Source organism: Aeribacillus sp. FSL K6-8210, assembly GCF_037963925.1.
Lineage (GTDB): Bacteria > Bacillota > Bacilli > Bacillales > Aeribacillaceae > Aeribacillus > Aeribacillus composti.
The window spans coordinates 2,172,575-2,186,582 of sequence record NZ_CP150172.1 but is presented as its reverse complement, the minus strand read 5'-3'; the positions used below and the strand labels follow the sequence as shown (position 1 = coordinate 2,186,582).

At 37.0% G+C, this 14,008-nt stretch carries 13 protein-coding genes; 6 read left to right on the top strand and 7 right to left on the bottom strand.

The window, feature by feature from the left end; translation table 11 throughout:
- Positions 1 to 109 precede the first annotated feature (109 nt).
- Positions 110 to 532, bottom strand: a complete 423-nt coding sequence (locus tag NSQ41_RS10415) for a VOC family protein (RefSeq protein ID WP_063388747.1) — start codon at positions 530 to 532, stop codon at positions 110 to 112.
- Positions 533 to 1,111: 579 nt separating this feature from the next.
- Between NSQ41_RS10415 and NSQ41_RS10410 the strand changes: the two genes are divergently transcribed.
- Positions 1,112 to 2,268 (top strand): IS3 family transposase gene (locus tag NSQ41_RS10410; protein ID WP_339209878.1). Its coding sequence is split into 2 segments (ribosomal slippage): positions 1,112 to 1,370 and positions 1,370 to 2,268, totalling 1,158 coding nucleotides; the frame shifts between segments, so codons are not numbered across the junction.
- Positions 2,269 to 2,566: 298 nt separating this feature from the next.
- The gene (locus tag NSQ41_RS10405) at positions 2,567 to 2,848 is read left to right on the top strand and encodes a hypothetical protein (RefSeq protein WP_133309096.1); all 282 of its coding nucleotides are present in this window, start codon (positions 2,567 to 2,569) and stop codon (positions 2,846 to 2,848) included.
- A 612-nt stretch (positions 2,849 to 3,460) separates the two neighbouring features.
- On the opposite strand, the gene NSQ41_RS10400 is transcribed toward NSQ41_RS10405, so the two are convergent.
- Positions 3,461 to 4,390, bottom strand: a complete 930-nt coding sequence (locus NSQ41_RS10400; RefSeq protein ID WP_339209877.1) for a transposase — start codon at positions 4,388 to 4,390, stop codon at positions 3,461 to 3,463.
- Positions 4,387 to 4,977 carry a hypothetical protein gene (locus tag NSQ41_RS10395; protein ID WP_339209875.1) on the bottom strand — a complete coding sequence of 197 codons (591 nt, stop codon included), beginning with the start codon at positions 4,975 to 4,977 and terminating at the stop codon, positions 4,387 to 4,389. Before NSQ41_RS10395 ends, NSQ41_RS10400 begins: the two co-directional genes overlap by 4 nt.
- A 307-nt stretch (positions 4,978 to 5,284) precedes the next feature.
- Here NSQ41_RS10395 and NSQ41_RS10390 point away from each other — a divergent pair, with 307 nt between their 5' ends.
- Both NSQ41_RS10390 and NSQ41_RS10385 read left to right on the top strand, forming a co-directional pair.
- Complete coding sequence (locus NSQ41_RS10390) at positions 5,285 to 6,562, top strand: IS110 family transposase (protein WP_339209874.1); 1,278 nt, start codon at positions 5,285 to 5,287, stop codon at positions 6,560 to 6,562.
- An 899-nt stretch (positions 6,563 to 7,461) separates the two neighbouring features.
- A complete protein-coding gene (locus NSQ41_RS10385; RefSeq protein WP_063388207.1) occupies positions 7,462 to 7,941 on the top strand; it encodes a VanZ family protein in 480 nt (159 codons plus the stop codon).
- 295 nt (positions 7,942 to 8,236) lie between these two features.
- Here the strand turns inward: NSQ41_RS10385 and NSQ41_RS10380 are convergent, their stop codons facing one another.
- Positions 8,237 to 8,710, bottom strand: coding sequence for a hypothetical protein (locus tag NSQ41_RS10380; protein WP_063388206.1), 474 nt, complete (start codon positions 8,708 to 8,710; stop codon positions 8,237 to 8,239).
- Between the two features lie 383 nt (positions 8,711 to 9,093).
- Between NSQ41_RS10380 and NSQ41_RS10375 the strand changes: the two genes are divergently transcribed.
- Positions 9,094 to 9,705, top strand: coding sequence for a hypothetical protein (locus tag NSQ41_RS10375; RefSeq protein ID WP_063388205.1), 612 nt, complete (start codon positions 9,094 to 9,096; stop codon positions 9,703 to 9,705).
- Between the two features lie 141 nt (positions 9,706 to 9,846).
- Here NSQ41_RS10375 and NSQ41_RS10370 read toward each other — a convergent pair whose 3' ends face one another.
- The 3 genes from NSQ41_RS10370 to NSQ41_RS10360 all read right to left on the bottom strand — a co-directional run bounded on the left by NSQ41_RS10370 (position 9,847) and on the right by NSQ41_RS10360 (position 12,480).
- A complete protein-coding gene (locus tag NSQ41_RS10370) occupies positions 9,847 to 10,032 on the bottom strand; it encodes a hypothetical protein (protein WP_063388204.1) in 186 nt (61 codons plus the stop codon).
- A gap of 901 nt (positions 10,033 to 10,933) precedes the next feature.
- Entirely contained in the window at positions 10,934 to 11,680 is a 747-nt protein-coding gene (locus NSQ41_RS10365; protein ID WP_327855855.1) for an IclR family transcriptional regulator, read from the bottom strand.
- Between the two features lie 26 nt (positions 11,681 to 11,706).
- A complete protein-coding gene (locus NSQ41_RS10360; protein ID WP_066247440.1) occupies positions 11,707 to 12,480 on the bottom strand; it encodes an IclR family transcriptional regulator in 774 nt (257 codons plus the stop codon).
- 179 nt (positions 12,481 to 12,659) lie between these two features.
- Between NSQ41_RS10360 and NSQ41_RS10355 the strand changes: the two genes are divergently transcribed.
- On the top strand, positions 12,660 to 13,982 hold the full coding sequence (locus NSQ41_RS10355) for an AMP-binding protein (RefSeq protein WP_339209873.1): 1,323 nt from the start codon (positions 12,660 to 12,662) through the stop codon (positions 13,980 to 13,982).
- The last annotated feature ends 26 nt before the right edge of the window (positions 13,983 to 14,008 follow it).

The following is a 14,008-nucleotide window of genomic DNA, read 5'->3' as shown; positions in this document are numbered from 1 at the left end:
TGCTTCCAAGTATTTGAAATATAAGTTAATTTCAACAATTGTTCTTTAATCGTTTATAGTAAGAAAATAAAGAATAGAATAGGGGGATGTATCTTCCAAAGTACAAAAATTATTCTACTATTGTTGAAATCTGCCAGGTTATGCCGAATTTATCTCTAACTTGTCCATATGATGGACTCCAGTGAGTTTCTTGAAGTGGCATGATTACTTCGCCACCTTCCTGAAGTTTTCCAAATACTTCTTTTGATTTTTCTACATCATTTAAAGTGATCGCTACTTCAACTTGTGAACCAAGTTGATATGGTTGACCTGGAAATGTATCAGATAGCATAAGAAACGTATTTCCGACTCTTAATTGTGCATGTATTACTCGATCTTTTGCTTCAGCAGGAAGAGCGAATTCTGGGTTTTCAGGCAATTCACCGTAAGTTTGAACTCCCAGAACTTCTGCATCTAGTGCATTTTCATAAAATTTCACTGCTTCTTTTCCATTACCATCCATTCTTAAATAAGCATGAACTCCTAAAATCATAAAACACACCTCTTTTTTTCAATTTTTCATCATAATCACCAATAAGAACATACATTCGTAATAATATCACATATTGCATGTGTATGGAAGCACCAGATTAAAACAGAGTCAGTCAAGACTTTGTGGGAACTTTTTGATTCGCTGAAAACAGATGTAAGTCATAGGTTAGCGAACCATTTTTTTGAATTTCATCCGTGAGCGCTTTCGGACTCTCATCCCTTGCCATGACAGACGAATATGTGGTAGCTAACATTATTGCCAAGTTTTCGAAAGTGCTTTCTTCTTTTTTGCCAAAATCACAAAAAGTGGTGATGAATCAAATTTTTTAAGGGGATCATTTTAATTGAAAAACATTTTATTCGTTTTTTTATTAGTATTCTTGGGGGATGCAGTACGAGCAACAAGGATGTAACGGCTGATGCTGATGAATCATCATCCACTTCTTTTAAGGTAGCTGAGGAAGAAGAGGGAAAAGAGGTTATTGAAAACAATGATGGTGAAAAGCAAAAAAATGATGTTAGACTAAAAAGTAGACACAGATTATTATAGTAATAATAGACTGAAAAATGAGGTGTCTACATGACAAAAAAACAAAGGCGGTACGAGGAAGACTTTAAGCGTCAAACTGTTCGTTATATTTTGGAGGAAGCGAAATCCGTTGCACAAGTGGCTCGTGAGCTCAAAATTAACGAAAATACTCTTCACGGCTGGATGAAAAAATATAAGCAAGAACCTGAAATATCAGAAACCCAAACGTTTCGATCCGAAGACCACGAAGTTCGTGAACTGAAGAAACGTATTCGGGATCTGGAGGAGGAAAACTCCATCTTAAAAAAGGCGATGCACTTCTTCGCGAAAGACCATCGGTAAAATATTCATTTATCCATAAACATCGCTTCGATTACCGATTGGAGAAGATGTGCGAAGTATTGAAAGTTTCTCGAAGCGGTTATTATAAATGGCGTGATCGTCCCAAAAGTGCTAGACAAGAGCGTCGAGAAGAATTGACGCAGGAAGTGCGTCGTGTGTATATCGAATCCCGCCAACTGTATGGGAGTCCCAAGGTTACCAAAAAGCTTAATCATGGAGGAATTAAGGTTTCACAGAAGACGGTTTCCCGCATAATGAATGAAGAGGGAATGAAGTCTCGTACCGTGAAAAAGCATAAGGCAACTACTAACTCAAAACATAACCATCCGGTCCACGAAAATGTCTTAAACCAACATTTTACTGTTACGAAACCAAATGAAGTATGGGTAGCTGATATCACATACATTCCAACGGATGAAGGTTGGCTTTATCTAGCTAGTATGATGGATTTGTATTCAAGGAAAATAGTCGGCTGGCATATAGACTGTTCCATGAAAAAGGAGCTAGTGTTAAGTGCTTTAAAGCAAGCCTATCAGCGTCAACAACCACAGGGTTCTATCCTCCATCATTCTGATCGAGGGAGTCAATATGCTTCAAATGACTATCAAGCTAAGCTAATGGAATACGGAATGAAATGTAGCATGAGCCGCAAAGGAAATTGTTATGACAACGCTTGTATTGAATCATTTCATGGGGTTATAAAAAAAGAACTAATCTATCAGACTCGTTATAAAACAAGGGAGGAAGCAAAAAAGAGCATATTTGAGTATATAGAAATATTTTACAATAATAAACGTATTCACTCCGCAACAGAGTATTTTTCGCCATCTGAATACGAACGTATGTACTATAAAAAGGGAGCTTAATGAACATATTAATAGAATAGTTAGACCCGAAAATTTACCTTTTAAAAATAATTAGGACAACGTCGTAATTATTTTTAAAAGGCCACCAAGCGATAGCGCGGTAGCTGCGAAAAAAAATCTATAAATTTTTGTGTCTACTTTATTGACCTAATATCAAAAATGACTCTAAACGGAAAGCGATGTAAAAGAAAATGTAACTGAGGAAAGTGATGATCAAGAAAAAGGGGAAGAAGTTTTAAAAGAAAATGTAACTAATGAAACGAATGAGAAAGAAAAGGAACCAGAAATGCAGTTCAAAATGAGAAAGCAACAAAAGAAAATAGTGAAAAAGAAGAAAGACAAGAGGAGAAACCTTTTAAAAAAAGCTGAAAACCAAATTGATAACGATTTTATAAAGAATAACTTAAAGATAGGGATGACTCAAGAAAAAGTAAAGAATTTATTAGAGGAACCAAATGCTATTGGTACTAGTGCTTTGGAAAGTCATAAAGTATGGAGATATGATTATGTAATCAAAGAAGGCTATGTTTTTGGGGAACAGAAGGATTTTCAAGAAATGGGGATTCGATACGGTGGATGAAAAAGGTCTAAAAATGGAGATTTGCGGATGCAATTGTTCATATTATGGACAGATGAAGGAATTATAAATTATTTTTCTAACTTATTATATTGATAAAAACAATAAACACAAGGAATATCGTGTGTTTGAGGGCGGAACAGTTAAGCAAACAGAACTTTAAATTTTGTAAAGATAAAAATAATAAAAGAATTTTACTTAGTTCTTCCAATATTTTTGGAATGAAAGTTAAAACTATAAAAAGCATTGATATTTACAAATATATAAGGATTTTCTTTTGAAAAGCAAAAATAAAAGCAAGTACAGAATCAACACTAAAGTACACTCTTGGGAACAAGAACACACAATATTAATACTGAAATAACAACATGTTTATTTTGTTTTTGGCATTAAAAAAATGTGGTTGCATTTGGACGACCACACTTTTTTTATTTTGCACAATGATTAGTCCAACAAATGAAAAACAGGATTAGATATACCAATATGAACACTCTTTCGGGTGTTTTTCTTTTTTTGGCAGGAAATCGACACTCAAGTTTGACAGAGTACACTAAAGAAAAGCCCGAAAATACTGGTGTTTTGGACTTTACCCACAACACCGTACCACTACACTTGTTAGTGGCACGTGTTTTTTTCTAATACTCTAGGAGGCGCTTGTGTGACAAGTGCTTCAAATGCTAGATTTGCTTGACCTTGTAATTCTGTACGAACGATTTGCTCTTCACCATTCACGCGTATTTTCGAGGCCTTCATCTGGCTTACATCATGCAAAATATCCTTTACACTTGTTTGGCATCCTATTTCTTTTAGCTTATAGGCCAAAAAGGATTCCATGACAAGCGCAAGGAAACAAACCATGATATGGCCTCGAATACGAGATTCCACTCGATGGTACATCGGGCGAAGTTCTAGATTCGACTTCAGGTTACGAAAGGCTTGTTCCACTCTCCACAATTCTTTATAGGCAAGTGCTGCCTCTTCATCCGTTAATGACGAGTTGGTCCGAATGGCGTACTTTCCGTCAAACTTTTCGTCATTGGATACCTTCTCTTCATCAATTTTGGCCGATGCTTTTTCTATCGTTAAAAACTTGGAATACGCACGGTTTTTGACGAGTCCAGATGGACCGAGTTCATCAAGCTTCGATTGAAGGTTTTCTAACACGACTTGACGACTCGCTCGATCACGTTCTTCAGCGTCCGGATTGTAACAGAGTACATACGTTTCGCCATCGATTTTCTTTGACTTCACTTTTAGATTCGGGAGAACCTTCTTATATGGCCCACGGATGGATAATAGCTCTTGGGCTTTCTTCGACTTTCGTAATTTGACACCCACAATATATTCCATGCCCAGTTCACGAATTTGATCTAAGTTGGCTTCACTAACCATTCCGCGGTCTCCCACTAGAATGACTTTCTGAATAGGATAGCGCTTCTTCAGATCTCCAACCACCATGCCAAATGTCTTCGTATCATGCATGTTTCCAGGGAAGACTTGATGCCCAATCGGAATCCCTGTTTTGGTCATTAATAAGCCAATCACGACTTGTTTTCGATCTCCACTTCTAATGAGGTTAAATCGGTTAAATGTCCATAAAGTTGTTCCTCAATTTTTTCTTTTTGTTCACTTAAGAAGTCTAATGCACGATAGTAGTGATGGAGTTGAATGTCTGAAAGACCTTCTGCATAAATCGTGTCGATCCATTGTTTGAAGATATAATGCTTACTATTGGGATCCATGAGACGGTTTAACACCATAGCAAAAATGGCTTCGTCATACTGAGAAGCAGCCTCGGAATCATCCATGATTTTACGTAATAGCCGACCAAGCCCTAACTTTTCCCATACCTTTCGGAACAGATAAACCGGCCCAAACTCTTTTGTCCAAAGCACGGAGACAGAAGAGGAAGAGCCTTGCCCGTGAATTCGGTCAAAGTAACGCTCTGAAAATTTGGCTAATCCCTCGATTATGTTATCGACAGAGCCATTCTCTAATAAATGTTCTAACCTCCCTAGATTACAAAGCGTTTGTTGCCGAACTTTATTGTCTACACGAAATGTACGACATATTTGTAGATATTGACGAACAGAACCATTTTTATTTTTTTGCTTATTAATTCGAATATACATAGCACTAATAGTATAACATATATTACATATTATTGGATATACAAAAGTTATCCACATAACACTACATAATGATTATATTTTCGATAAAAAAAGTGGATAACTATTGGTATAATCACCTTTAGTTATCCACATGTAGTGAAATGGTGTCAAACTTGAGCGACACATTTTGTCGAATTGAGTAGACCAAAAGGAGCATTCCTGTTAGAAGTTTTTTCGGGGACTTGAATAAAAAAAGCCCTCTTGGTATGATTCGGGGGTGTCAATCGGATGAATTGACCCCTAATTTGGATACCAAGGAGGACTATACATGAATTCTATCTCAAACAAGAAGATTAATCAAGTCACCGATCAAACGCTCGTCGTTGGCATGGATATCGCGAAAAAGAAGCATTACGCCTGCTTTGTGGATGAGCGAGGGAGGGTGCTGAAAAAATCGTTTCCCGTTCCGCAATCCAGAGAAGGGTTGGAATGGTTGTACCAGTGCATCGTGAAAACGATGGAGGAATTTGAAAAAACGGAAGTGATCGTTGGCATCGAGCCAACGGGACATTATTGGCTCAATCTCGCTTACTTTCTTGACGAGAAGGGCATTCCTCTCGTCATGACAAACCCGATGCACGTGAAGCGCTCCAAAGAGCTGGACGACAATCTTCCAACCAAGCATGATGCGAAAGACGCGCTCGTCATTGCCCGGTTAGTGAAAGACGGCCGATTCAGCTATCCGCGCATTCTGAAAGGGATGGAGGCCGAACTGCGCGTGGGAGCGACATTTCGCTCCAAATTGGTGGAAGAACAGGGAGCGATTCGAAATCAAATGATTCGCTGGCTTGATCGATATTTTCCGGAGTTTTCCCAAGTCTTCCTGTCATTTGGGAAAATGGCGCTCGCGGTGCTGGAATATACGCCATTTCCGAGTGATCTGGCAGGAAAAGAACTAGAAGAGGTGCTGGCCCTTTACCGGCAAAGTGAGGGATTACAATCGCCACAAAAGCCGAAAGCGAAGAAGTTGATGGAATTGGCCCAACACTCCATTGGCGTAACGGAAGGACAACAGATGGCCCGTATCGAAATCGCCACGCTTGTCCGCCGATATCGCCAGTTGGAAAAAGAGATCGAGGCATTGACAGAACAGCTGATTGAACTCGTACAGACATCGGTCGAGTACGAATGGTTGAAGACCGTTCCGGGCTTAGGCGATGCGACCATCGTAGAATTGTTATCAGAGATCGGGAGTTTCTCCCATTATCAGGATCCGCGGCAGCTTATCAAATTAGCGGGCCTGACGCTGCGGGAACATTCCTCCGGCCAACACAAAGGGCAAAAACGGATCTCCAAGCGTGGAAGAAGGCGGTTGCGCGCCCTTCTGTTCCGGGTGATGATGCCGATGATCCGCCACAACGAAGCGTTTCGGCAGCTGCACGACTATTACACGACACGTCCTGATAATCCGTTGCGGAAGAAGCAATCGATTGTGGTGTTATGCGGAAAATTATTGAAGGTATTGCACGCTGTATGTACGAAGCACCAAGCGTTCGATGCGAAGCGAATGATGCAGGACATCTTTGGCCTCGAAACGGCTGCTTGATGCCTATAGTCTCGATTCTCTAGACAACAAGGATGACACGGAGAAGCTGGCGCGATATCATCCATTCGACCTTGAGTCCCTAAAGGAGCTTAGCCGGCCTCTGCCTGATGACTAGACCGAACGAAGGAATGTAGGCACAAGGATGCCAAGAGACATGGGAGGGTTCGTCATCATCAGCGATGCAGAGATCCACGGTGCATCCCATACGCTTCCCCCACTACAACCAAATTTAACCAGTAGTGGCCGCGAAGCGTACCCAGTCAATGTAAGATATACACATATTTAAGAAATAATGTTAGAAACTTTGTCGAAAAATATTTTTTTGACACCCCTGAAACGGCTACAACCGTTGATATATCAACATTTATAGAGGGAGGTTGGTTTAAAATGAAAAAGTTTTTTCAATGTGCCAAAGATCAAGCAATCTGGATTTATTCAGGTATAGCCTGTGCTGTGTTGATCTTATTTCTAAAATAGAATTTAAAACAATAGTATCCTTCGGGGTGCCTTTTTATTTGGAGGAATGACGAACTGTATATATTTGTATCCTTCGTAGGAAGTATCATTAAGATTTTGAGAGTTATTGGATTAGCTTTCACAAATAGTATTTTTTGTATTCCTTGAAAGATGGAACGGAACGTTTTAACGATTATATTGAGAGCTTGTTGAAGAAAGAGATGGACAGAGACTAGTCAATGCATACGGAAGGTTGGCTTTATCTAGCTAGTATTATGTTTGTTTTCAAGGAAAATAGTCGGCTGGCATATAGACTGTTCCATGAAAAAGGAGCTACAGATTAACTAAATTTGTGATTTAACATTATATCTTATTCAATTAACGTGGCGGGATAGTTTAAGAGCTAACATTAAAAATACGAAGAAAGACAGGATGAGCTGTAAATGAAAAAAGTAATAAAGGTAATTTTTAGTATTAGTTTCATATTTTATTTATTAGCACTGGTAATGCTGTTGTTTGTAGGAGTTATGTTTGTGGGAATTAGAGGTCATATATGGACAGACTTATCGTTAATAGAATATTTAAGGAGTTCTTCAAATTTCGTTCCATTTAAAACTATTAGTACATATATTACGGCAATGTTTGACGGAAGTTTGAATATAGGTATACCTATAAAAAACCTCTTTGGTAACTTAATTATGTTTTTACCAATGGGAATTTACCTACCTTACTATATTAAAAAGATAAACAAGGTAGGTGGATTTACGTTCTCAATGATTATATTGTTATTTGTTATTGAAGTAACACAATTAGTTACAAGAAGAGGAAGTTTTGATATTGATGATTTTATACTTAATATGGTAGGTGCTTTGATAGGTTTTGGTATTTGGAAAACAAAAATAGTTCAGAGGTTACTTAAATAGATGTCTCTTACTCTTCAACTAAAGGGGGCTTTAGGTGAATAAGACTAAACTACGATATATAACTTCCAGATAATTGGAAGTTATATTTTTTATATAAAATCAACATTAAACTTTAACATAGCCATTTTTAAAAGGCCACCAAACGATAGCGCGGTAGCTGCGAAAAAAAATTTATAAATTTTTGTGTCTACTTTATTGACCTAATATCAAATCTCCAGTGAATAGTTGTAAAAGTATATAAAGAAAAAACGCCTCTCTCATCATTTTCCAGCACCTCGTATCAAATGTAATTATCTCAATTTTTTACTATAAATTTAGAAAGCCGTTTTGCGCCAACATATACTGCGTGAATACATAAATACCCGAAAAACAAAAATAGGGAAACATAAAGACGACCTTTTTCTGTCATTACAATTTCATTAGATAGAAGAGAATAAAAGAACACATACAAATAGAAAAAGGCGAGCATGAGAAGAGCTTCGGAAATATAACCAAGAATTCCTTTTGCACGGTTTAACACGGCGGAAAATATCATATCCATGATCACTGTAATAAAGAGAGTAGTTACAAAAAATTTGAGAACAATTTTTATAGAAGATAAGGTTCCCGATGCATGAATATGAACATCGTTTGTCCATGAAATAAGATGCATTACAAAATAAAAAACAAGAAAAGGAAAAGAAATAATGGCTAAGCACATGAAAGATACAACTGTTTTAGCAAAGATGTGATCTGCCAAAGAATATTTGCTTCTATCTTTCTTTTTCATAATATGAAAAATTCCTCTCTAATTTATTTATTAGAAACGGGAATCGATTTTCCAGATGTAGATTTAACAAAATTAGAAGAAAGTTCGCAAATGCCTCCGTATCAAAACTGGAGGAAATATTAAATTCTTCATAATTAGGACGTTCTACTTGAAGGGTTCAGTTGCTGCTGCAATTAGAGAGTGGCTAAGAGCACTATAGTTGCAAAACAGCATGTAACGAAAGTATGAAAAGCTGTAAAAAGGTATAAAATTATGAAAAAAATATTGGTACTAAGACAACGATTTTTGTTTTAAATTATAAAGAAGGAAATAAGCGGACAACTAAAATTAAAAAGCATCATATTAATCCCAAATGGGGAGACAAAAAATAGAGGTGCTTGCTTATGATACAATATAAATTTGACATAGAGAAAAACCGTTCGAAAGAGATATTGGAAAATATTATAAATCAATTGTTTCCTCAAAAAAGAATAATCTATGCAATGATTCCTGATTACTACGATGACTTCCTTTTAGAGCTTTCTCCAAAGTTTGTAACAATCAAAAACATTTTGGATGAAAAATATTCCTTTCCGAAAACAGAATACATATTAGGTTATGCAGAGGCTGAAGACTTGTCCTTAGTTTATGAATTTTATGAGCGAGCCAGCGTTATTCCATTTGTTGTTGCAAGTCAAGATATTCCATTCTCCGCTGGCAGAGAAATTGTTGATTTCGAAAAATTTTATGATTACTTTAAAACGAATCTTATTTCTCACTTGACGATAGGTTATGATCAAAAGTTTTTAACCTTTTACAAAAATGAACCTTTACAGCATAAAATTTTATCTAGCTTTAAAAGCACACTAATCCAAGATGAACTGCTTCCTTTCAAGCAGAACGTGGAAACAATCAGCGGTCTCGATCCTAAACTTCGAATGACTAAGACCATAAAGGGATCGACTGCATTAAGATTGGAGTCGCTAGTCTTGATCCGCAGGACTAAGGCCGTTTAATCATTTTTGATAACGATGGTTATGGTAAATTTGATTTATTCGTCAACTAAATTTTTTCACATTTGATGTTAGTCAAAAAATGTAAATGGAAACAGAGATTCGAGGTGTCCAAATCGGCCAACAAGCAGCCGATATAAATTATCAGACTGGATCTTTATTTCTTTTGCCATTTACAAACGCCCAAACTGAACCAGAAACAATAGACAGAATTCCAATAAATAAAGAACATTTCTGAAGAATATCGTTACTCTGTTCCGTTGTCAGACATATTAGAAGCAAAGAAAAACCTATAAGAAATTGAGAAATCACCATATTATCTATTTTCAAATGAAACACCTCCCAAGAAAATAATACCATATTTTATGGTGTTTTAGTGCATACGTGAAAAAGTGATTTGAAGAATTTGCGAAACAAAATTGTGTTAAATGAAAAGTATTTAAAAATGCTTTTTTCCATTTTAGAAACGAGTTAAAAGTAATTGCTTACTTTATTAAGGAGTTTGGATTCTTAAAATAAATCGAATTGTAAATATGGCTATTGTAAAAATTGATCGTGAATTATCAGCTTTCTTCCATGGAGAAATCAAGTTTTTCTTGAAAGCATATGAAGAGTAGTAGCACAGACTCCGGCCAATGTCTGTGTTACTTTAGTAGATGTGGAGAAAAGGTCTTAACAGTCCTAAAACATGAGTTCTTACAAAAAATCTGGCTTCCTACCATTGTCCTTGCCAGAATCAGTTTCAATGTTGGACCCGGCTGATGCTTGCTGTTTTCAGGATGTCGTAATGTCACAATTCCCAATTCAACATGTCCTTATCGAGTTCCGCAAAGAAAATCTGCAAAACGACGATTGCCCTTGATCTTAGCTAGTCGTTTTTGTTTTAGTATTTTTTAAGCGTAACCTTCTTTTTATTTGGTCAAAGAAATCAATCGTCTTGTTCTTTTCTTTTTTTGCGACTTGCCTGTCTCTAGATGTTGTTCAGCTTCTTTTTCAGTTGTGTTGATTCCTGATGATGTTGCAGCGTTTCATATGATTCAACATCATCACATCAAATATAAAATGAAGGGTATCTTTGCAAGTCATCACCAAAGAGACAGGACATACCTTTCAAACGCTTAAAACATACCGATAAAAGAGATGGACATCAACTATCCCAGTTAAGAAGCATCCTTTGAATAGTACCGCTATCTAACTAATGATTCTAGAAAGGATTGGAGACATTTGAACGTTACGAGTTAAGCCGAATTTTCTCGCAAACTTTCTTGAATTCTTTTGCCCTTTGCTCAATCGTTCGCAATAGTTTTGCATCATTTGGATATATCAATTCAATAGCAGCAATAATATGACCGCTTGTGTTTTTCAAAGGAGCGGCGACAGTGATGAAATCTTGATAATGTTCATCCGCTGAAATTGCATATCCATTAGTTTTTACATGTTTGAGTTCATCTAAAAAGTCCTCAATATTTGAAAAAGCGGTAGCAGTTAAAAGATATTGTTCGGAATAATGGATAATTTCCTCTTCAGATAGTTGCGACAATAAAATTTTTCCAGCACTTGTATAGTGTAAAGGTACCTTTCTTTCTATGTACGTCACATACCCCATGATAAGATGTTCGTAGTCTGTTTTATTAATATAGTAAACGTGTTCGCGGTGCATCACACCAATTTGAACCGTTGCTTTGAATTGAGAAGATAATTTCTTAAGTAAATAGGTAGAATTGCTGATAAGTTTTGTGTGGGCTGTCACAACAGAACTTAAGGAAAGAATGGACACACTTAATCGGTAGCTGTTCAATATGGAATCTTTCACAATAAAGCCTTCGTCTTCAAGATTTTTTACTAGCCGATGAGCAGTGCTGTAGGCGATTCCAAGTTGATCTGAAATTTCTCTAATGGAGTATTCACTTTTTTCCATGGTAAATAAATCGAGAATTCTTAAGGCATTTTCTAAAGAAGAGTAAGTTTTCTTTTTCATGTAATTTAGCAACTCCCGCCTAAAGATTAATTAAAATATCCGAGCATTTTCGAAAGCTTTTTGGCGGCTCGGATGACTTCTTGGGTAAAATAGGGAATATCCTCTTTGGTAATCCGATTACTTCTTCCTGTAACACTAATCGCTGCGATGACTTCATTTGTATAATCATAAACAGGAGCACCGATGCTAATCCCCTGGTAAAATTCATCAATACAAATAGCAAAACCTTGTTTTTGAATTTCCTTTAATTGAGTGATCAGTTCGTGAGCAGATGTAACGGTATTTTGTCCATAACGTACAATCCCGTTTTCTTCAATTTTTTTCACTAACTTTTCTCTTTTCTCCTCTTTTTGATAAGCTAACATGATTTTTCCGCAGGCTGTACAATAGGATGGATTTCTTTTCCCGATGTGTGAATTTAACCGGATCGGATGTTTGCTCTCAATTTTGTCTAAGTATGCGATATCAGTTCCTTCCAGGACTCCTAGATGAACGGCTTCATCCAATTTTTGAACGAGTTCTTCTAAAACGGGTCTGGCTTCTTTTCGAATTTCCATTGTTGTTGTAATGATTTCAGATAAATGGAGAAACATATAGCCTAGCCTATATCGTTTTGATTGAGAATCTCGCAAGATGTAGCCATAATCTTCAAGGGTCACCAATAACCTTTTGGTCGTGCTAATGTTTAAATGAAGCTGTTTCGAAATCTCTGATAGTTTCCATTCAGGATTCTCCTTCGTAAATAGTTTCAGAATGTTCATGGCATTTTTGATTGTGTGAATCGAATAGGTTTCATTCATACGCTTCCTCCAAAACTTTTGAAATTATCATATAGCGAGAATCTATATTTTTATACAACTATTTTTTTGATAAATGTCATATAGCGGGAATGTATACTTTTATTTAACTGTTTTTTATTATAACATCAAATCGAAAAATTCAATAAAAACAAAATATTTATAATTTAGGGAGGATAAAAATGATTCTGAAATTTGAAAACGCATTCAACGAACCTTATGTGGAATTGAAGGATTTTCAAGAAATAAAACTGAGGAAACAAATAAAGTATGTGTATGAAAATTCCCCATTTTATAGAGAAAAATTTAGACAAGCGGGAATTTCGCCTGATGATATTCAAACGATCGGGGATTTAGAGAAAGTACCTTTTACAACAAAGGATGAGATAAGGGAGAGCCAAAAAATTCAACCGCCTCTAGGGTTGCACGCGGCCGCTTCTTTAGAAGATGTCATTCGGGTGCATTCTTCATCAGGAACAACAGGCAAGCCAACATATGTTGGGATCACAAGGCATGATTGGGATATATGGACAGAAATTCTTGCAAGGGTATTGACGACCCACGGGATTGGAAGAGACAGTCGAATCGTTTTTGCCATGGGACTTACTTTTTTCGTTGGAAGTTCAATGAAAGACGGCATTGAACAATTAGGTGCAACATTTATTCCTATTGGTACCGGCGCTTCTGAACGTGTAGTTCAAAGCATTCAAGATTTTCAGGCGGATGTTCTATTTTGCACCCCTTCCTATGCAAGCTATTTAGCAGAATATGTACGGGACCATTTTCATATGGAGCCAAAAGATCTTGGCATAAAAATTATGTCTGTAGGAGGCGAACCGGGAGGTGGTCTGCCGGAAGTAAGAAGAAAAATAGAGCAAGACTGGGGATGTAAAGTTTTAGAGGCAATGGGAAATGCAGATATGGCTCCTGTCTTGTTTAGCGAGTGTCCGGAACAGGATGGAATGCATTTTATAGGCTCAGACTTTGTCATTTGCGAAATCATTGACCCGAAAACGGGTAAAACGATTCCAATAGCTGATGGAGTAGAGGGGGAACTCGTTTATACAGCGATCGATCGCGAATGCTGTCCGCTCGTTCGCTTCCGCACGAGAGATTTAATTCGGGTTAAAACAGGTGAATGTAAATGCGGCAGAAAAAGTTTTCGAATCAGATGCATCGGACGAACTGATGACATGCTTATTGTAAGAGGTGTCAATGTATTTCCATCTGCCATTAAAGATGTGGTCAGCAGCTTCCGTCCACAAGTAACGGGAGAAATTCGAATCTTGTTAAAACAAAAACCGCCGTTAGTACATCCTCCTTTACCCATTCAAGTAGAGGTTGAAGACGGGTTAACCGAAAGTGAGCAATCGGCATTGAAAAAAGAGATAGAGAGTACTCTTCGTTCGAAACTGATTTTTACCTCTGATGTTCAACTTGTTCCAAAAGGAACATTACCAAGGTTTGAAATGAAAGCGAAATTAGTTCAAGAAATAAATGTGTAAAAAATTTTTCTATATTACTGTAGATG

Excerpts from the sequence above, each read along its gene's own strand:
- NSQ41_RS10415 (WP_063388747.1), bottom strand. The coding sequence starts at position 532 with ATGATTTTAGGAGTTCATGCTTATTTAAGAATGGATGGTAATGGAAAA.
- NSQ41_RS10405 (WP_133309096.1), top strand. The coding sequence starts at position 2,567 with ATGAGAAAGCAACAAAAGAAAATAGTGAAAAAGAAGAAAGACAAGAGG.
- NSQ41_RS10395 (WP_339209875.1), bottom strand. The coding sequence starts at position 4,977 with ATGTATATTCGAATTAATAAGCAAAAAAATAAAAATGGTTCTGTTCGT.
- NSQ41_RS10390 (WP_339209874.1), top strand. The coding sequence starts at position 5,285 with ATGAATTCTATCTCAAACAAGAAGATTAATCAAGTCACCGATCAAACG.
- NSQ41_RS10385 (WP_063388207.1), top strand. The coding sequence starts at position 7,462 with ATGAAAAAAGTAATAAAGGTAATTTTTAGTATTAGTTTCATATTTTAT.
- NSQ41_RS10380 (WP_063388206.1), bottom strand. The coding sequence starts at position 8,710 with ATGAAAAAGAAAGATAGAAGCAAATATTCTTTGGCAGATCACATCTTT.
- NSQ41_RS10375 (WP_063388205.1), top strand. The coding sequence starts at position 9,094 with ATGATACAATATAAATTTGACATAGAGAAAAACCGTTCGAAAGAGATA.
- NSQ41_RS10365 (WP_327855855.1), bottom strand. The coding sequence starts at position 11,680 with ATGAAAAAGAAAACTTACTCTTCTTTAGAAAATGCCTTAAGAATTCTC.
- NSQ41_RS10360 (WP_066247440.1), bottom strand. The coding sequence starts at position 12,480 with ATGAATGAAACCTATTCGATTCACACAATCAAAAATGCCATGAACATT.
- NSQ41_RS10355 (WP_339209873.1), top strand. The coding sequence starts at position 12,660 with ATGATTCTGAAATTTGAAAACGCATTCAACGAACCTTATGTGGAATTG.